Origin of the sequence: Pseudarthrobacter phenanthrenivorans, assembly GCF_000813845.1 — a bacterium.
Taxonomy (GTDB): domain Bacteria; phylum Actinomycetota; class Actinomycetes; order Actinomycetales; family Micrococcaceae; genus Arthrobacter; species Arthrobacter phenanthrenivorans_B.
Window position 1 is genome coordinate 43,158 of sequence record NZ_JWTB01000031.1, and the last position, 17,544, is coordinate 60,701.

General features: G+C 58.3%; 20 protein-coding genes. 2 read left to right on the forward strand and 18 right to left on the reverse strand.

All coding sequences use genetic code 11. The features are described 5' to 3' along the window. Window positions 1-13 precede the first annotated feature (13 nt). The 15 genes from RM50_RS15785 to RM50_RS15850 all read right to left on the reverse strand — a co-directional run bounded on the left by RM50_RS15785 (window position 14) and on the right by RM50_RS15850 (window position 11,204). Window positions 14-1,069: a TadE/TadG family type IV pilus assembly protein gene (locus RM50_RS15785; protein ID WP_240471975.1), complete on the reverse strand. Its 1,056-nt coding sequence runs from the start codon at window positions 1,067-1,069 to the stop codon at window positions 14-16. Beyond that, the gene (locus tag RM50_RS15790) at window positions 1,057-1,431 is read right to left on the reverse strand and encodes a TadE/TadG family type IV pilus assembly protein (RefSeq protein WP_043454753.1); all 375 of its coding nucleotides are present in this window, start codon (window positions 1,429-1,431) and stop codon (window positions 1,057-1,059) included. The genes RM50_RS15785 and RM50_RS15790 overlap by 13 nt, the downstream gene beginning before the upstream one ends. Before the next feature lie 88 nt (window positions 1,432-1,519). After that, window positions 1,520-1,723: a Flp family type IVb pilin gene (locus tag RM50_RS15795; RefSeq protein ID WP_043454665.1), complete on the reverse strand. Its 204-nt coding sequence runs from the start codon at window positions 1,721-1,723 to the stop codon at window positions 1,520-1,522. Between the two features lie 181 nt (window positions 1,724-1,904). Next, window positions 1,905-2,744 (reverse strand): hypothetical protein, encoded by an 840-nt coding sequence (locus tag RM50_RS20735; protein WP_156133901.1) that lies wholly within the window; start codon window positions 2,742-2,744, stop codon window positions 1,905-1,907. A gap of 163 nt (window positions 2,745-2,907) precedes the next feature. Next, window positions 2,908-3,123: a Flp family type IVb pilin gene (locus tag RM50_RS21180; RefSeq protein WP_082007106.1), complete on the reverse strand. Its 216-nt coding sequence runs from the start codon at window positions 3,121-3,123 to the stop codon at window positions 2,908-2,910. A gap of 9 nt (window positions 3,124-3,132) precedes the next feature. Beyond that, complete coding sequence (locus tag RM50_RS15805; protein WP_043454670.1) at window positions 3,133-4,008, reverse strand: type II secretion system F family protein; 876 nt, start codon at window positions 4,006-4,008, stop codon at window positions 3,133-3,135. A gap of 9 nt (window positions 4,009-4,017) precedes the next feature. Then, entirely contained in the window at window positions 4,018-4,968 is a 951-nt protein-coding gene (locus tag RM50_RS15810) for a type II secretion system F family protein (RefSeq protein WP_043454672.1), read from the reverse strand. Window positions 4,969-4,970: 2 nt separating this feature from the next. Next, a complete protein-coding gene (locus RM50_RS15815; protein ID WP_043454675.1) occupies window positions 4,971-6,446 on the reverse strand; it encodes a CpaF family protein in 1,476 nt (491 codons plus the stop codon). After that, window positions 6,443-7,648, reverse strand: a complete 1,206-nt coding sequence (locus tag RM50_RS15820; protein ID WP_043454678.1) for an AAA family ATPase — start codon at window positions 7,646-7,648, stop codon at window positions 6,443-6,445. The genes RM50_RS15815 and RM50_RS15820 overlap by 4 nt, the downstream gene beginning before the upstream one ends. Further along, entirely contained in the window at window positions 7,645-8,424 is a 780-nt protein-coding gene (gene cpaB / locus RM50_RS15825) for a Flp pilus assembly protein CpaB (RefSeq protein WP_043454679.1), read from the reverse strand. Before cpaB ends, RM50_RS15820 begins: the two co-directional genes overlap by 4 nt. A 21-nt stretch (window positions 8,425-8,445) precedes the next feature. Next, a complete protein-coding gene (locus RM50_RS15830; protein ID WP_043454682.1) occupies window positions 8,446-9,450 on the reverse strand; it encodes a pilus assembly protein TadG-related protein in 1,005 nt (334 codons plus the stop codon). Beyond that, window positions 9,435-9,830 (reverse strand): TadE/TadG family type IV pilus assembly protein, encoded by a 396-nt coding sequence (locus RM50_RS15835; protein WP_043454684.1) that lies wholly within the window; start codon window positions 9,828-9,830, stop codon window positions 9,435-9,437. Before RM50_RS15835 ends, RM50_RS15830 begins: the two co-directional genes overlap by 16 nt. A 73-nt stretch (window positions 9,831-9,903) precedes the next feature. Further along, window positions 9,904-10,104, reverse strand: coding sequence for a Flp family type IVb pilin (locus RM50_RS15840; protein WP_043454687.1), 201 nt, complete (start codon window positions 10,102-10,104; stop codon window positions 9,904-9,906). A 158-nt stretch (window positions 10,105-10,262) separates the two neighbouring features. Continuing rightward, window positions 10,263-10,463 (reverse strand): Flp family type IVb pilin, encoded by a 201-nt coding sequence (locus tag RM50_RS15845; RefSeq protein ID WP_043454690.1) that lies wholly within the window; start codon window positions 10,461-10,463, stop codon window positions 10,263-10,265. A 279-nt stretch (window positions 10,464-10,742) separates the two neighbouring features. Further along, window positions 10,743-11,204 carry a prepilin peptidase gene (locus RM50_RS15850; RefSeq protein ID WP_346421987.1) on the reverse strand — a complete coding sequence of 154 codons (462 nt, stop codon included), beginning with the start codon at window positions 11,202-11,204 and terminating at the stop codon, window positions 10,743-10,745. Between the two features lie 501 nt (window positions 11,205-11,705). On the opposite strand from RM50_RS15850, the gene rplM reads away from it, so the two are divergent. Both rplM and rpsI read left to right on the forward strand, forming a co-directional pair. Next, on the forward strand, window positions 11,706-12,149 hold the full coding sequence (gene rplM / locus RM50_RS15855) for a 50S ribosomal protein L13 (protein ID WP_043454696.1): 444 nt from the start codon (window positions 11,706-11,708) through the stop codon (window positions 12,147-12,149). A 39-nt stretch (window positions 12,150-12,188) separates the two neighbouring features. Then, entirely contained in the window at window positions 12,189-12,695 is a 507-nt protein-coding gene (rpsI, locus tag RM50_RS15860) for a 30S ribosomal protein S9 (protein ID WP_043454698.1), read from the forward strand. Window positions 12,696-12,828: 133 nt separating this feature from the next. Here rpsI and RM50_RS15865 read toward each other — a convergent pair whose 3' ends face one another. The 3 genes from RM50_RS15865 to RM50_RS15875 all read right to left on the reverse strand — a co-directional run bounded on the left by RM50_RS15865 (window position 12,829) and on the right by RM50_RS15875 (window position 17,366). Continuing rightward, window positions 12,829-14,628: an ArnT family glycosyltransferase gene (locus RM50_RS15865; RefSeq protein WP_167562178.1), complete on the reverse strand. Its 1,800-nt coding sequence runs from the start codon at window positions 14,626-14,628 to the stop codon at window positions 12,829-12,831. 304 nt (window positions 14,629-14,932) lie between these two features. After that, window positions 14,933-16,171, reverse strand: a complete 1,239-nt coding sequence (locus RM50_RS15870) for a bifunctional glycosyltransferase family 2/GtrA family protein (protein ID WP_043454703.1) — start codon at window positions 16,169-16,171, stop codon at window positions 14,933-14,935. A 112-nt stretch (window positions 16,172-16,283) separates the two neighbouring features. Continuing rightward, window positions 16,284-17,366 carry an acyltransferase family protein gene (locus RM50_RS15875; RefSeq protein ID WP_240471977.1) on the reverse strand — a complete coding sequence of 361 codons (1,083 nt, stop codon included), beginning with the start codon at window positions 17,364-17,366 and terminating at the stop codon, window positions 16,284-16,286. Window positions 17,367-17,544 lie beyond the last annotated feature (178 nt).

The following is a 17,544-nucleotide window of genomic DNA, read 5'->3' on the forward strand; positions in this document are numbered from 1 at the left end:
TGGAGGGGTAGTGCTAAAGGCCAAGGCGGACGATGGTGGCGCCGTAGGGGTCAACAGGGCCAAGGGTGTAGCCGTCGGCGAGGGAGACGTAGGTGACGAATTTGCCGATGACGCCGCGACAGTTTCCGGTGCATTGGGTTGCTGTGGTGACGCCGGTGGTCGTGGACTTGGCGCTTTGAAATTCGTAGGGGAGGCCGGTACCGCCACTGAATCTCCAGCCCGTGACGTCGAAAGCTGCGAAGGAAATCAGGCTGTAGACTGCCCCGGACCCGGTGCCGGTGATCTTGTTGAAGACCGGGAGCAGCACAATGACTTTACGTCCGGCTGTGATGTCCGCCCCCCACTTGTTGAGCGTGGCATCGCAGTTGCCTGGCGCATTGTTGCCGGGGTCGCTGCCGCCCTCGCTCACAGCCAGGTCGATGGTGCCGCCGCATTTTCCCGCGTCCTGGACCAGCCAGCCGTAGCCCCCTGACACTGCAGCCCCCGAGGGGCCGTAATTGCATGAAGCATTGGCGTTTTGGCCGTGGTCCTGAAGGAGCTGCATTGCGCCGTCGACGTAGCCTTTGACTTGGCAGATGGAAAAGGCAAGAGGGAAAGCGGTACGGCCGGCCTTGGGGCTGCCCCAAACCGCCGATGCCTTGGCGCCCACTTGCTTTGAAGGGATACCGAGAACTCCCGCGAAGAAGAGGGAGACGGAGTTTTCGGGTGCACCTGTTTGCTTTGCTGCTGTGGTGACCGAGACAGTCCTTGCCGTCGTGTCCAACTGGATGTTGTTGACATTGCTCATGCCGTCCAAGGCGTTTTGGTTGGCCAAGGTGGCTGCGAGCGTGGACGTGGTCGAACACATCGGGTCTGTAGCGCTCCGGGCGCACTTTTGAGCGAGGGCAATCGCGGAGGCGTCGGCGCCGTTTTGGAGCTGTGCGCGTTCCGAATAGATGACGCCGACGTCGACGGCGATAGCGACGAATCCAAGGAGCGTCAGCATCAGAACGGCGACGATGACACTTATGGCGCCGCGCTCGCCGTGCTGCCCGCTTCTCGTCCCCGTGTTTCCCCTCAGCCACCGCACAGCATGACTCCTTTGCCTGTCATCGGGAACGGGCCGGCGATGCCGGTGATGGTGGACAGCGTGTACTTGATGGTGAGGGTTACCTGGTTCCCCGTGCTGCACGTAGCGGTACTGAGGGTGATGTCCGAGGTGGGGATGCTGCTGCTTACCGATGCCGCTGCATTCTTGGCGGCTGTCTTTGCAGCGGTGGGATCGTTATTGATGGCCATGACCCGGACGCCGTCGCGGGCGGCGTTAGTGAGCGTGATTTGGGCGTTGTAGGCACGACCGAACTCGATCGTGCCCAGGACAAGCATCAAGAGGAGGGGCAGCAGGATCGCGAATTCGACGGCGGCTGCGCCCCGTTCCGAGTCGCGTTTCACCTGCTGCACCTCCTCTTTGGTTTGCCTGTTTCTGCCGGGCGGTTTGCCGCCGTTTCGATATGGGGTCCGGAACGGCGGGCAGCTGAAGCTAGCTGGTGGGAACGGCAGTGGCGGTGGGGTGCGCGATGTCGGTGGTGACACCGGTAAAGAGGGTTCCGAGCTGGCCGCCGAGCGTGCTGACAGCGACGATGATGACAACAGCAATAAGGGCGACCATGATGCCGTACTCAACGGCGGTTGCGCCCTTTTCGCTGCGAAGGCGGATCATGATGTTGGTGTAGAGAGAAAGCATTTTGACTCCTGAGCGAGACGGATTTGGCTGGCCCTGCACCAGCACTGAATCGAAGTTAGCAACGCTTGATGCGACATTTACCGGATCTTGCAGCATCCTGCGCAAAGCCTTTACCCCTTGTACGTTTCCTGCGCTTTCACTGCGTCTTTTCTATGCCTACACTGAGTCCGGACCAGTCGGTTTAGTCGAGGTACGTGTACCCGCCATCCGGATCTGCGGAGGTGGACATGCCTGGGAAGATGCTCTTGTCCATGAACGCGCGGCACACGCCGTCGCGTGCGGCCACCAGGAGATCCCAGTCCCGCAGTTCTGCCGCATGCTGTGGGTTGTACCTTTGGTTGGCTTCCCGATAGCAGGAGTTAATGAAGCGGCCGCCGTCCTTGCCCTGGTATGTGATGGCAATGTTGTCGGGCCGAGCCAAAGCATTCCTGATTCCTGGCAGGTGGGAGGGGTCAACCGCGACTGTCCCACCTTGCACGGGGTAGGAGTCCGAAAACCCGGGGTGCGGTGTGAGCTGCAATGAGGTGCCCGGAAGGACTTCCTGTTCGATGTGGAAGTGAGCTAGTTCCACCCCGCACCAGTCACCTTTTCGACCCGGCCCAAGAAGGCCGTCGCAAAGCGTATTCGGTGACTCCCAAAGCGCATAAAGTCCGAACGTCGCCTCCCAAACAGAGGTTGGTTGGAAGGACAGGGTTTGGGTTTCTGACGTGTTCAGTATTTTCATCCTGTAAGCCGCCTCGACTTGTACCTCTGTGAATTCGGAGCTGCCAAAGTCCACTGGACGGGTCTTTATCCGCGAGGGTTCGTAGTCATACGCGAGGTCGAAGGTGCGGCCGTTATTGTCGCGGATATGGAATGTTCCGGAGGATCCCTGCAGAGGCAGCGGGGCCTGGGACACTGAGGAGGTTTCTGAAGAACGAGGCTTCTCCGGCGGGCGAATCCGCTCGGGCGCCCCCTGGGCTAGGCAGCCGCTCAAGGCGCTGGATACAACGAGTGCCACGACGAATCTGCCAACCTTCATCTCTTCCTCCAAAGAACGCCGGCGGTCGATGGACCGGCGGCTGCCAGCCGCTCGCTTTCAGGGTCGGCTGGGATTCTGTGATCTTCAACCAAAGGACCCCCTCGGTTCTGGGTGCCGAGGGGGTCCGGTCTTTGTGGCGCCGGAGCGCTTTAGGAGGAGCTGATTATGGGATTCCCAGCGCAGAACTTAGCGTGGTGGCTAGGTTCTGGTAATGAAGGTTTAAGGCTTGCCCAAAGGCAGCGACGCCGATGACCAGAGCCATAGCCAGGAATGCAACCAATATTCCGTATTCGGTAGCGGTTGCTCCGCGTTGGTCTGTTACCAGCGCTCGCAGAGAGAGGGCCCTTCGGCTTAGAAAGTCCTGAATACGATTCAACATGTCCAGCTCCTAGGAGAAAACTGCCATGATCTGAAGGACAGCTGGTCCGAGCAGAATGATGAAAAGTGTCGGAAGGATGAAGAAAATCAGCGGGAAGAGCATTTTCACCGGCATCTTCATGGCATGTTCTTCCGCAAGCTGCCGGCGTTTTACGCGCATGTCCTTCGCTTGTGCCTTTAAGACGCCGGCGATGGCAATGCCGTAGGTGTCCGCCTGGACCACGGCCCGGACGAAGGTCCTCACGGCAGGAACATCCACTCGTTCGGACAGGGCGAGATAGGCCTCCTTACGGGATCGCCCTACCTGAATGTCCTGGAGTGTCCTGATAAGTTCGTCGGCCAGGGGCCCCCTGCCATTCTCTCCAGCTCTTCCCATAGCGGTTTCAAAGCCAAGCCCTGCCTGAACCGAAATCAGCATCTGGTCGAGCGCATTTGGCAGCTCCAACCGGATCGCTTCCCGACGCTTTTGGGCGAAGTTCCGCAGGAGGATGTCGGGCAGGAAATAGGCCAGCGCCACTATGACAATGGCGATCGCGAACCTGCCCGCTGAGGGTGCTCCCATGAAGACCAGAAGGCCCAGGAGTGCGCCCCCGAAGGCCAGCATAGGCTTCACCATCAGGAGCCGGGCAAGCGGCCATTGTTTGGGGCGCCCTGCCCCCGACAGTTGTTTATCGAGCCACGCCTCGTATCCTTTGGGCGTGATGCGCCGGGAAAAGTCGGCAAGCTGTTGGGTGACGTTTAGCGACTGGGAAGCCTGACCGGGACGACCGCCAAGGTTGGCTTTGATCCGTCGCAGACCTGCCCGATCTCCGGTGAAGGACAGCCAGACCATTCCGGAAATGGGTACGACGATGGCCAATATTGCGGCTAATGCGATGGGTTGCATTTTTCACCCCTAGTACTTCGGCTTGATGATACGGCTAAGCCATAGGCCGCCGACGGAGAGGAGAGCAACAGCGGCGGCCAACATCACGAAACCGATGAACGTCGTTGTGAAGACTCGTGAGTAGGTTGGGTTGAACGTCACCAGCCCGATGAACATGAGGATTGGAAGGGCCATGAGAACCATTGCGGAGATGCGGCCCTCGGCACTGAGGGCGCGAACTTGGCCCTTGACCTGGTTGCGGTCCCGAATGGTTTCGCCCACGTGGTCCAGTACCTCAGCCAAGTCGCCACCCACTTCGCGGTGGATCTCGATGGCCTGAGCAATCCAGTAGAAGTCTTCGCTGGCAGTTCTGCGGGAAACATCAGCCATGGATTCGCCAAGGTCGCGGCCAATTCTCGTCTCATTGACAATTCTGCTGAGTTCTTCCGCCATCGGCCCCTGGTTTTCCTGAGCGGCTGCATCAATCGCCCTCAGCAGGCTGTGGCCGGCACGGAGACCACCCGAAAACATTTGCAGTGTGTCCGGGACTTCCGCGTCAAATGCTTTTCGGCGCCTTGCGATCAATAGGTTCAGGACGAGATACAGGATGAACGGTGTCAGGATGAGGGCAAGTATGCTCATGCCCAGGCCACCCAGGAAGAAGGCGGACACTGCCGCAACCAACGTGATGGCTCCAGCCATAAGCAAGTAGTCGCCGGGCTCCTTGTTGAGACCTGCCTGTTCCAGCTTTTCCCTGCTGAAGACGCTTGTAGGGCGCTTCTTTAAACCGCGGTTGAGCGCGCCAACAGCCTGGTTCGTGAGTCGGGTGAGGCTGGAGGAATGGTCGACGACGTCGGGACGCCGCCGTGACAGCGGTACGCCTGACTTGCCCTTCCAAACAAATGTGAATAGTAGACCCAAGGACACGTAGACCAGAAAGAGTCCCACCATGAAGAGAGTCACGGGAACCTCGCCGGCCATGACTACCTGCCCCTTATGGTGTCAGCACCGAAAATGTGTGGCGAAACGCGGATGCCGAGTTCGTGGAAGCGGTCAGTAAAGCGGGGACGGACGCCGGTAGGAATGGGCTTCCCCAGGAACCTCCCGCTGGCATCAATGCCGGCTGCGTAGTCGAAGACGAAAGCGTCCTGAAGCGTGACGATGTCCCCTTCCATGCCTTGGACCTCGGTTATATGGGTAACCCGTCGGGTGCCATCGCGGAGCCTCGAGATGTGGACGATGAGGTTCACGGCAGATGCCACTTGCTCCCTTACGGCTCGCAGCGGCAGGTCCATTCCCGCCATCAGAACCAACGTCTCCAGTCGCGCAATGGCATCGCGCGGTGAATTCGCGTGAACAGTGGAGAGGGACCCGTCGTGCCCAGTGTTCATGGCTTGGAGCATGTCCAGGCACTCGCCGCCGCGGACTTCGCCGACAACTATGCGGTCAGGACGCATGCGGAGGGAATTCCTCACCAGGTCTCTGATGGCTATTTCCCCCTTGCCCTCAATGTTTGCGGGCCGGCTCTCGAGGCGGACAACGTGGTCCTGCTGGAGTTGCAGCTCGACGGCGTCCTCAATAGTGACGATGCGGTCAGAAGCAGGGATGAAAGACGAAAGTGCATTGAGCAGCGTCGTCTTGCCGGTCCCCGTGCCGCCGGAAACGATGATGTTCATTCGTGCCAGGACACAAGCTTGGAGGAGTTCAGCCATTTCCGGAGAAAGGCTCCCGAAGGCGATTAGCTTGTCAACGGTAAGGGCATCCCCGCCAAACTTCCTGATGGTCAGGGCTGGTCCATTAACAGCCAACGGTGGAATGATCGCATTGACGCGGGAACCGTCAGCCAGCCGAGCATCCACGAGAGGTGATGACTCGTCAATACGCCGGCCCACCTTCGACACAATGCGTTCAATCACGCGGCGCAACGCTTCGTCCGAGGCGAACTTGGTATCGGTGAGCGTCAACTTCCCGGCGCGTTCAATGTAGACCTGGTCGAAGCGGTTGACCATGACTTCCGTAATGCTCGGGTCGTCCAGAAAGCGCTGGATCGGGCCGTGTCCAAGAACGTCATCGATGATTTCCCGGATCAGCCGCTGCCGCTCTGCCGACGTCAGCGGGACCTGTTCTTCATCCACCACGCTCTTCAACTCATCTTTCACGTACTGGTGAAGTTCGCTTTCCTCAAGCGATGAGTCTGTGATGCGTGCGCCCAGGCGCTCATACAGCGACTGACTGGCGCGTTCCTTAAGCGAGCTGAGAGCGCTGCTGGCAACAGCTGCTGTTGGTGCGAGCTCAACAACTACAGCCGCCTCAGCCGACTTGGCCTCGTGGATTCGTCCCAACGTTGCCGGTTCCGGGACGGCAGCATGGTGTGCGAACGGATTAGCCTGCTCCGGCTCCGCCGTTGACAGTTCCGGCTCCGTGCCCCTCATCTTTTCGAGCCTGCGTGAAAGGTTCACTGAACTACCGCCCTTCGGTGCAACTTCTTATGTGGTCTTGCTTCCCAATTTGGCTTGAACCGCTCCACCAGGAGCCTTAAGCCTTTGGCGGCCGAATCCCGGCTCCCGTCCTGGAGGACTGGCACACCCTTGTTGGTTGAAAACGGAAGCGATTTGGATCTTGGAAGGACTACGTCAACGGGCGCTCCAATGGTTGCTTCAACATCCTGAAGGGTCAGGCCGCTCCTGCGATCCGCCATATTGAGAACGACGTGACGTCCTTCCGGGAGAAGATTGAGCTCGGAGAGGATCTGGTTCCCCGTTCGCAGACCCCTGATGCTCGGCACGTCCATCCCGCAAATCCAGACGGCATCGGAAGCTAGTTCCAGAGTGGCGAGCACATGTTCGCCGAGTCCTGGTGCAGTGTCCACGACGACGTACTGGAATTCCTGCCGTAGCTGGGAGAGGAGGTGGCTAACGTTTTCTCCACTGATCCTGTCCATCTCGACTGGATTTTTTGGCGCACACAGTGCGTATATCCCGGCAGGATGAACTGTCAGATACGTCTTCAGGACCATCGAGTCCTGACTTGCGGCTCCCACCACTGCGTCGGTGATGGTGTGCTCAGGTTCCAGCATCAGGCCGCTCGCCACGTCTCCAAACTGGAGATCAAGGTCCACGATCACCACGCCCATCGGTGCGATCTTGCCGAGTCCGACGGCGATGTTAGTAGCGACTGTCGTCTTCCCCACCCCGCCCTTCGGGGATATCACCGCTATGATTCGTCCGCCCGCGGCGTGCTCATGATGTTCGGAGCTGCTTGGCGCCAGGCCCCGCCGGCGGCCAGCCGAGGCCAGGCTGGCCCGCTCAACGATGATGCGGATGTGGTCCACATCTGCGGCTGGATCCAGCAGGTCACGAATACCTGCCCTCATGGCCTGTATTGCGACGTCTGACGATTCGCCGGCAACGAGGATCATACTGATCTCCGGGTACTGCAGGTCCATTACTGCGGCGAACTTCAGAGCGTCGTCGGCAGGCAGGCCCGGACCGAGGATGAAGACTTCCGGCGGTTCCCCGAGGAGCTGTCCCAGGACTTCCTCCGGCCCCTGGGGGAGATAGTCGGCTTGAAAGTACTGAAGGGAACCCGGCATACCTGCCGTGGCCATACGGACCCTTCGTTCGAAATCCGTGCTCGGTGTGATGAGTACGAAGCGGCTCATTTGAAAACCTTCGTCTTGTCAACTACACCGGCGTTGCCCTCAGTAGCGCCTGTCGGCTCCTTCGACAGATAGATCTTGCCGAACTCCGCTGCGTAAACCAGGCGTTCCGCGTCAACTGAATTTCGGGCCACTGTAATCAGGTAGTTTCCGTCGCTCTGGGCATTGCTTCCCGAGTTCAGGGATCCATCCGACTTTTGCGTCGAATCCTGTTGGGCGGGGCTGCCGTTACTCAACTGGGCAGCCGTGACCAGTACTTTGTGAAAGGTAAGTTGAGTACCTGCGGATTGGGTAGCAGCCTGGCCGGCCCCGTTGGTGGAAGTCTCGGTAAGAGAAACGAAGATACCGACTGTGTCACCTGCCGTGATCTTGCCGCCAACCACCCGCTCGATAGGGAGCTTCAGCGAGATCTCCTGCATGCCGTCCGGAACGGCAACCCTTGATGGGCCAAGAAACGACTCTTTTTCGACCATCCGGCTCGAAAGCAGCTGCTCCCCGGGAACCAGGGCGACCGAAGTGACTTTTGTCCCCAGCGAATTCAAGTCAGTGACACTATCTGCGGTGATTGTCGACTTCGGAAGCGGTTTCTTAACGACTGACCCGCCCAGGTCGCTGACCGCTGTCCCCGCTGGGACGGCAGCCTGGACCACAAACACTTCCGAGGTCTCGGTTCCCGCCATTGCACGGGCATCCGCGCTTTGTACGTAGGTGATCAGAAGGAATGTGCCGATTATCGCGACGAGCAGCGCGGCAATGCCTCCCAGTAGGCGTGCTTTCACTTTCTTCCCCTTTGGTTCTTTCTACTTGATCAGTGTTGGGACAATGACGTTGCCATTAGGCGTTGTCGTGTACTCAGAGAAGATGCTTGGATCTGCGCTGTAACCGACAAAGGTTCCATAGAGGCCCTTTTCACTGCCCGTGAAGACATTGGTCGGGTCGTACTTTGCCTGGCCGCTGAGGTTCCAAGCCTGCAGCTTGAAACCAGCCCACTTCTCGATGTAGTACTGCACCGAACTGCCGTTACAGGTCCCGAACTGAGCCGCGGGCATGCCGGCGCAGGTGTACTTGTAGACAGGCAGTGCGACAGTTGAATTCGCTAGCGTCGGATTGAGGGATGGGTTGAAGAGATCGATGCAACTGTTTGGAACTGCGGCGCCTGCGCTTGTCATGCTCCACTGCCCAACTTCGGCTGTAACGGTGCAACCCGTTCCGCCGTCAGGTGCAAGCCAGGCGAAACCGCCCGGGATGATCTGATTCGAGGGGTTAAGCCCATTGCAGTCCAGGGCCCCACCCTGGATAAAGATTTTGTGCGCTGCCCCGTCGTCCTTGAACTCGCATGAAGCGAAGGTCAAAGGGAGCACTGTTACTCCCTTTTTGGGGTAATACCACTTCGCAGTTGCCGTGGCCCCTACTTTCGCAGGTGGTGAGTTCAGGGCGCTGGCGAACATCTTGCTCAGGAAGCCAGCGTTTGTAGTTCCATCCTTGGTAGAAGTTGTGACGGAAACCTGGCCTGCGACTGATAGGTCAACGGACTCAACAGTGGATTTGCCGTCGTTTGAGTTGCTGTTAGCCAAGTTCGCGGCCAGTGCGTTTACGTCCGCCTGACTGCAGCCGCCCTTGAAGCAAAGGTTTGCTCCCCCAAGTGCCCCAGCGTCAGCAGCATTCTGCAGCTGGGCCCTTTCGGCATAGATTTGCCCGGTGTCGACCGCTAGTGCGCCGGCGCCGATGAGAACAACCATCATCACCGCAACGAGGACGCCGGCAGCTCCCCGCTCCTTCTCGCAGGGCTTCACGTTCCGTTGCATTGCATTGCTCCAACTCCGGTGACGGTTACGGAACTCCCAAACAGTCCGGTCAAGGTTGAGGAGGTATAGGTGATAGTTACCTTCGCCGTGGTGTTGGCCGCACAAGCTGCGGGGCTGAAGGTATATGCGAAAGCCGCTGAGTTGACTCCCGGTGCACCAGCAACTGCAGCAGCTTTCGCGTCGGTCTGGTTGTTCTTGACTGCCATGGTCCGGGCTGCTTCACGAGCTGCCTGGGTAACGGATATCTGGGCGTTGTAGGCGTTGGCGAACTCAACTATGCCTACAACGAGGGCCAGAAGGATGGGAGCCACCAGCGCAAACTCCACGGCGACGGCGCCCCGGCTTTTATGTTCCGAGTCTTCTTTGCGGATCTTTCTCAACGGATCCCCCGAGGTTGGTTGCGATTCCGGATGTGCCGCGGGTGTTGGGCGGCACATCCGGAAGCTGGGTTGGCTACCAGGTGCCGACTGTCGTGCCCAGGCTGGTGAACCAGGTGTTGAGCGCTGAGCCGAAAGCGGTGACGCCGACGATGATGATGAGTGCTATGAACGCCACCAGCAGGGAGTACTCTGTCGCTGTTGCACCCTTTTCCGAGGAGATGCGCTCCCTGCAACCCGCAACAAAAGCGAGCACGGAGACCATTAATGAAGTCATTTTTGTTCCTAAGTTCCTTGTCCTAGCACGGTCGCTAATGCGCCGGCTGATCACCCCAGGCGATCACTGAAGGAGGCAGCTTCAAGGTTCATCCGCTGCCACGGAGAGCGCCGCGCCCGCTGGACTGCAAGGACGCGGCGCACTCGGGAGGCTGCCACCTACCAGGTGCCCACCTTGGTTCCCAGGCTGGTGAACCAAGTGTTGAGGGCGCTGCCGAAGGCAGTAACACCGACGATGATGATTAGCGCAATGAAGGCTACGAGCAGCGAGTACTCCGTGGCCGTCGCCCCCTTTTCCGAGGAGAAACGATCCTTGACGCCGGCAACGAATGCCATCATCGAGACCATAAGAGAAGTCATTTTAATGTCCTTAATTCGGTGAAATGGAATTGATATATATTTCAACGAATTTCCAGCTGCCCCCATAATTCCTTAGCGGCTGGACTTCGCTAAGAAGAGATTGTCACTGTCGCCAATGACCAACAATGCGTAGTGGTACTCGACTTTTCGCAGGCGAGGCAAAAGTACGTACTCGAAAGCAGCTGCCAGTACTCAGAAGCGAACGTAGGTATTCTGCTGGCTACTTGGAGGCTGACGTTGGATAGCCTTGGTAGCGCCGGTGGGTTGAGGTGACGATGCCTAGCGGGTGAAGAGTGCGAGGGCTGCCAAAGCGCCCAGCATTGAGGGGCCGTGCGGCACTTCCGTGGCTTGTTCGCGGCCCTTTCTGCGCAGGACAAGCGCCGTGACCACCCCGTTGAGGACAAAGCCCAGCAAGCCGCCGTAGAGGAGCTGTGTCCAGCCTAGGTACCCCAAGTAGAGCCCAACCGGTGCGGCCAGCTTTACGTCGCCCATACCGATGCCGCCCGGGGAAATGAGTCCCATAATCAGATACGCGGCAAACAAACTAGCAGCTCCAACGGCCGCTCGGAGCCATTGGTCAGATTGCTTATCAAGGAGTGCAGGCGGTAAAAGCAATATAAGACCGCCGGCGAGAAGGGTCAGCACCAGGGGATTGGGCAGTAGGTGGAGTGCTACATCAATCCGCGCGAGTTGAACCCCGATTATCGCGAGGAAAATAAAAGCAGGAAGGCTGGAGGACATACCAAAATGCAGCGCAAAGGCGACACTTGCGACAGCGGTGAGGCCCGCTGTCGCAATTCGTGTCGTTGGGCGTGGCGCTTCGCCAAGTCTCGGAAGCAGTTTCGCGATCAGGATCTCCGCGAGGGGTGATAGGGCGCCACCTAGGAGCGCGGCGCCGATGACTAGGACGAGCACGCTCCTGGAGTCCCCGTTCACCGCTGACAACACTGCATCCCCCTGCGTAGATGGGCCGCTCAGGCCCCAGCGGCCTCCAGCTACCCCCATTTTGACCCCAGACCACCTGACGCGCTAATCTTGGTAGTCGTTGTGCGTGTCCTGTTCCGATGGTGCGTGCCCGCTTGAGAATCCGGTTGCAGGATAACTACTCAACGTGCACATTCGGAACTTCAGGATGACTGGTTACATGGAGCCCTCACCTCTGTTCCGGTAGCGCGCAGACAGTAGGTGCACGAGTTAGTGACACCTAAACAAGAACGCCAGAACAAGAACGAGGCAAACACCGTGCGTACGTACACCCCGAAGCCCGGCGATATCAACCGCCAGTGGCACGTCATTGACGCCACCGACGTTGTCCTTGGTCGTCTTGCAAGCCAGACCGCAATCCTGCTGCGCGGCAAGCACAAGGCCACTTTCGCATCCCACATGGACATGGGCGACTTTGTCATCATCATCAACGCCGAGAAGGTAGCCCTGACCGGCGCCAAGCTGGAGCAGAAGCGCGCATACCGCCACTCCGGCTACCCGGGCGGCCTGACCTCCGTCAACTACGCGGAACTGCTGGAAACCAACCCGGTCCGCGCTGTTGAGAAGGCCATCAAGGGCATGCTCCCCAAGAACTCCCTGGCTGCCCAGCAGCTCGGCAAGCTGAAGGTGTACCGCGGTGCTGAGCACCCGCACGCCGCCCAGCAGCCCAAGACTTTCGAAATCACCCAGGTCGCCCAGTAGTCCTGGCCACCAAACAACTTACTTAATACAAGGAGAATCGTGGCTCAGAACGAAGAACTGACCACCGAGGCCCCCGAGGCCGAGGAAAACCTGACCAGCTACACCTCTGAGAGCTCAGCTGCTGAAGCTGCTCCCAAGAAGGAGCGCCCGGCCCTGACCGTTGCCGGCGCAGCTGTTGGCCGCCGGAAGGAAGCCGTTGCACGCGTCCGCGTTGTGCCCGGCTCCGGCAAGTGGACCATCAACGGCCGCGAGCTGGCGAACTACTTCCCGAACAAACTGCACCAGCAGGACGTCAATGAGCCCTTCAAGATCCTTGATCTCGAAGGCGCCTACGACGTCATCGCCCGTATCCACGGTGGTGGCATTTCCGGCCAGGCGGGCGCACTGCGCCTCGGCATCGCCCGTTCCTTGAACGAGATCGACGTCGAAAACAACCGTCCGACCCTGAAGAAGGCCGGTTACCTGTCCCGTGACGCCCGTGTCATCGAGCGTAAGAAGGCTGGTCTTAAGAAGGCCCGTAAGGCTCAGCAGTACTCCAAGCGCTAAATCCGCTTGCACGGAAGCCCGTCCCGCCAGTTGGTGGGGCGGGCTTTTGCGTGCGGGAATTCTTTGAGGGGATTCGGCGATAGGCGTCTGATATTTCCTATTTGGGTGCTAGTAGTGGGCGCCTCCTGGGTGCTCACGCAATCGGTTTTGATAAGTCATAGATGCCTTGCCCACCGACCATCTCGAGCTGAAAATGGCTCTTTACCCAGTCGCAAATTTCAGCGAAGGTGCTTGCCTTAGGCTGGGTCGCCATGAATTCATCCTGGGGAAGGAAGTAGCAAATTTGTCCGGCGGCGACCCTGTCTTTGAAGGCTTGGAGTGTGGGGGAGGGATCTGATCCAGCGAATCCACCGAGTGGCATGATCGGCCGGCTGGCCCCGATTTGCAGTCTTGCAGCAGTCTGCGAAGCGGAAGTGGCAGCCGCCCATAGACATGTTTTTGAGGTCGCCAATTTGCTGAGGATAGCGTCGTTCGGCGTCTGGCCGAAGGCAATGTCGTAAGCCCATGCTGGGTTTCCGTGCTTCATATCGTCGAGGAAGCGATTAATGCTGGCCGGGCTTTTGGTCAGTTGACCGGATACAGGGTTGGAACCGTTTTGCGGGATCGTTGTCGTGAGCGCAGATGTGACGAGCGGCCCGGCCAGTATGGCTGCAATCGCCATGATTGCGGCGCACACCTCAAGCCACCGCGCCGGCGGCGTAACCACCGACAGTGCTGCTCCAAGAGTTCCCAGCAGCAGGATTCCGCTGCCCAGCCATTCCGGCCAGCCGATCACGCTGCTCAGAATAAGCCATGAGCAAACTGCGGTCGACAGGATGCCAAGCGCAGCACACACTCTCACAGCCAACAGCCGTCGGTGCCGGATATAGAGTGCGCTGGCCACACCTACGGTGAGGGCCAGCGGTGCGGAGAGTGTCTCCGTGTAATAGGTATGGATTTGATTGCCCATGAAGCTCAGCACGAGGTAGGTTCCGAGAAACCACGTGACCGCCACGAAGGCCAGGGCTCTTGCACCCCGTGCTGGGGGCAGCAACTTCCATCCGAGGCAAACCAGGAGCGTGCAGATGATGGCAACGGGCAGTGTCCAGCCGATCTCCTGTCCGTAGTTCGCATTCAGAAGTCGCAGAAAGCCGGCGTCCGAGTCCACCTGCCTGAATTGTGCAGGGATGAGGTTAGCAACCGGATCTTCCTCGGTCCCGACTATCCGGTCCAAGCCGTTGTAGCCCAAGGTCAGTTCCAACACACTATTGGAATGCGATCCTCCCACGAAGGGCCGCGCTTCTGCCGGTATCAGGTCTACCACGGTCATCCAAATGCCGGCGGTGAACACCATCACTGAGCCTGAAATGCTGGCATACTTCAGTTTCCTAGTCCATTCCGTGTTACTCCAGAGCAGATACGCGATACTGATGCTCGGCAACACTAGGAGCCCTTGAAGTTGCTTGGTCATGAATGCCAAGCCAACTGCTGCCCCCGCGAGAATCAGGTACCTCAGCCGGTCGGATTCAATCGCATGCTGGACGGCATATACAGAGACGAGCATCAGCAAAAGCATGAGTGGGTCAGGGTTGTTGTATCGCGACATCAGAACCACGATTGGAGTCGTAAAGAAAATGGCCGCGGCAAAAAGTGCAGGTACTGCTGCGAAATGCTGGCGGATGATTAGGTAAATGAGCAGTGTTGATGCGACGCCCATAAGTCCTTGTGGTGCTAATACTCCAATGGGCGTTAAGCCGAAGATTTTGGTAGAAATCTCCATGACCCACAAGCTAAGTGGCGGCTTGTCAACTGTAATGGAATTGCCCCAATCGGAGGAGCCAAAAAATGCAGATACCAAATTCTGGGTGCCGGACTGGACGGCGGCGCTGTAAAAGTAGTTGCCCCATCCGTTGATCCCGAGATTCCAGAAGTTTAGAGTGGCATTGAGGGCCAAGAGGAGCATTAGAATCGGCCGCTCCCACGCAGGATCCTGAGCGCGTCCCCTTATCAGCCCTCGAAGAGACCGCTTGGCCGCCGCTCTGTAGTCACCACCGAAGGTCGTAATTAGTGAAGCCGTCAACGCTCCCGCCTCCTTGAAATTCGACTGAACTCGATCCGTGACAGCGATAGCATTCCCGCAGGGAACAATTCGTCAATGCTTTGTTGACAGGTAATAAATGGCGATGCGCCTACTCGACACCGGGGTATTCCGGCCAACGGGTTGTCGGCGGCGGGGACTTTGTGCGCCCTTTCGATGTTCAACGGACGGACTGTCCCGCGGGCCGGAAGGGGAGAACAGCCGAACGCTCGTCCGCGGAGCGAACCCGGAATACCCAGAGACGAAGAAGCACAAACCGCAGCAAAGTAGCGAGGATGTTGGCGGTGGTCAGCACCAAAAGTTCTGTGCTTGGAGCCGGGTCGAGATTCACAGCATGGAGCACCACGAGGGCCGAGGACGTTAATGCCCAGGCAAGCAGGAAGACAACGAGGCCCTGAAACTGGTGCGTGAACAGCTTCGAGGGACCGCGAATACCGAAGGTGAACCTCCTGTTTACAGCTGTGTTGCCCACAGCTGTCAGGAGCAGAGCAAGGAAATTGGCCTGCTGTGCACCGAAAGGTCCCTGGAGTACCAAATAGAGGAACGCGAACGCGAGAGTTGAAACAACACCGACGAGCCCAAACCGAATGACCTGGCCGAAGAAACTCGGGCGCCCAGGCGGGACTATTGGCCCGCGGCCGAGTTCGGCGTAGATGGCTTGGACGGGAATTGAGCCCTTCACCAGGGACCCGCCTACGCGAATCATCCCGCGAAGATCGTCAAGCGCCGTTTGCCTAATATTGACGCGGCTATCGGGGTCATCAATCCAGTCGACGGGGATTTCGTGGATCCGCAGCCCGGAGCGTTCGGCAATGATCAACAATTCCGTATCGAAGAACCAGCCATTGTCCTCAACGTGCGGGAGCAGACGCTTGGCGACGTCGGCCCTTATTGCCTTGAATCCGCACTGAGCATCAGAGAACCGGACCTGCATCGTGCGGCGGAGCAGGAAGTTATAGGAGCGGGAAATAAATTCCCGTTTCGGGCCGCGGCTCACGCGTGAACTCTGGCCGAGCCGTGTGCCAATGGAAACATCGGAATGACCGGACAGCAAGGGAGCCACCAGCGGTGGGAGCGCCGCAAGATCAGTGGAGAGGTCAACGTCCAAGTAAGCCAAGACCTTTGCATCCGAAACGCTCCATGCATCGCGAAGTGCGTACCCGCGTCCTTTGACTTCAAGGCGGCGATACTCAACATTCGGCAGTTGTTGGCTCAGCCGGGCAGCGATCGCTGGAGTCCTGTCCGTGCTCGCATTGTCGGCAATGGTGATCTTCCACGTCGACGGCATTTCCTGTGTGAGGTATTCGGAGAGCCTTGAGATGCTGTGTTCGAGTACGGCTTCCTCGTTGAAGACCGGTACTACAATTTCGAGCGCCAAGCCCCCATAGCTAGGTGTCATGCATGGATCGTAGGAGCGCCTGAACGGTTGGAGCGAGGCCTTTGAGGAAAGACAGGTACTTATCCCTCAAATTCAAGTAGTCGTTAGCTGAGATTGCCTGCTGAGGCAGTCACTACCTGCTTCTCTGAGTGGAGTACTTGTTGAGGTTCACGATTGGCGCCGTCAAGGACCGCAACTTCTTTTCGACCGGTTGCTCCACGAACTCATGAAGTGCTCCAGCGGCTGCGACGGATATGACAAACACAGCGGCTGCCATAGCTGAGACTTCCAGGATGGACGCTGACTGAGTCCACGGCCTGAACACGCGAAGCACCACCTCGTGAACTAGGTACAGTGCAAACGACCATTGTCCAAGTTTGGTAAGGAGTGGAGAACCCAACATCCCTGTTCTACCTTCAATGTCTTGCTTGGCACACGCTGCTATGACTGTCAGGAACCCGGGAATCATAACCAAATTGGCGAGTGTCATCGGGATTGGGCCTTCATTTTTGTTCAGGATAAACGAAGCGGCGAAAAGGCCGGCAGTTAGGATTGCCAGCAACCCAAGCGACATCAGCACAGAGAATCTTGGTCGCCATCCGGCCTTCATAAGTCTTGCGAGGCAAATTCCAAGCACAAATTCTCCCAGCCGAAACAGTGGCATGGCGATCAGCAGATAATCAGCCGTGGGTATGGATGTGACTGACGCTAGGACCCCGAATAGAACTGTTCCAGCGATTGGAAAGATGATGAAGACGCGGTAGTTGGGGCTCATGTGCATGATCCTGTTGAACAACAACGGAAACATCAAGTAAAAGAACGCTTCGCAGGAGAGCGACCAGGAGACACCATTGAAGGCGTTTAGGAACGGACTGGCGGGAATCCACGACTGTGTGAGTGTGGCCACAAACAGTGCGCCTGGCAAGGATGCGCCGGACGAGGTCGGCAGTGCAGGTGCCCAGATAGCCAAGAACATGGTGACTAGATGAAGCGGCCAGATCCTGGCGATGCGGTTGAGGTAGAAGCGCCTTGTTTTTACGTCGCTCTTTTGGGACCACGTCAGCACGAAGCCTGAAAGCACAAAGAAGAAGCTGACAGCCGTGAAACCGTAGCCGAACACCGCAAGGCCGTCCCCAATTGGCGAGAAGTAAATCCTTAGGTGGTAAAGCACCACAGCTAGAGCTGCAAAAAAACGGAGCCCTGTCAGGCTGGTCAACCTTCGTTCAGATGCCGGCATCGTCCCGCCCCCGATTAATTCGCTCGATCCAGCTTGCTGCGGTGAGCTTATCGAAGAAGCCGCGATTCCAGGCTCAAGATATCGTCAACCTTCCAGCTGCCCTTCGGGAACCCGAACCTCGCACTCCTGAAGCTCGGCCACTCCGTCACCGCCCTGC

What these genes read in the sequence shown, in the direction of transcription:
- RM50_RS15795 (WP_043454665.1), bottom strand. Translation starts at nt 1,723, where the DNA reads ATGCTTTCTCTCTACACCAACATCATGATCCGCCTTCGCAGCGAAAAG.
- RM50_RS20735 (WP_156133901.1), bottom strand. Translation starts at nt 2,744, where the DNA reads ATGAAGGTTGGCAGATTCGTCGTGGCACTCGTTGTATCCAGCGCCTTG.
- RM50_RS21180 (WP_082007106.1), bottom strand. Translation starts at nt 3,123, where the DNA reads ATGTTGAATCGTATTCAGGACTTTCTAAGCCGAAGGGCCCTCTCTCTG.
- RM50_RS15805 (WP_043454670.1), bottom strand. Translation starts at nt 4,008, where the DNA reads ATGCAACCCATCGCATTAGCCGCAATATTGGCCATCGTCGTACCCATT.
- RM50_RS15810 (WP_043454672.1), bottom strand. Translation starts at nt 4,968, where the DNA reads ATGGCCGGCGAGGTTCCCGTGACTCTCTTCATGGTGGGACTCTTTCTG.
- RM50_RS15820 (WP_043454678.1), bottom strand. Translation starts at nt 7,648, where the DNA reads ATGAGCCGCTTCGTACTCATCACACCGAGCACGGATTTCGAACGAAGG.
- RM50_RS15830 (WP_043454682.1), bottom strand. Translation starts at nt 9,450, where the DNA reads ATGCAACGGAACGTGAAGCCCTGCGAGAAGGAGCGGGGAGCTGCCGGC.
- RM50_RS15840 (WP_043454687.1), bottom strand. Translation starts at nt 10,104, where the DNA reads ATGACTTCATTAATGGTCTCCGTGCTCGCTTTTGTTGCGGGTTGCAGG.
- RM50_RS15845 (WP_043454690.1), bottom strand. Translation starts at nt 10,463, where the DNA reads ATGACTTCTCTTATGGTCTCGATGATGGCATTCGTTGCCGGCGTCAAG.
- RM50_RS15850 (WP_346421987.1), bottom strand. Translation starts at nt 11,204, where the DNA reads ATGTCCTCCAGCCTTCCTGCTTTTATTTTCCTCGCGATAATCGGGGTT.
- RM50_RS15870 (WP_043454703.1), bottom strand. Translation starts at nt 16,171, where the DNA reads ATGACACCTAGCTATGGGGGCTTGGCGCTCGAAATTGTAGTACCGGTC.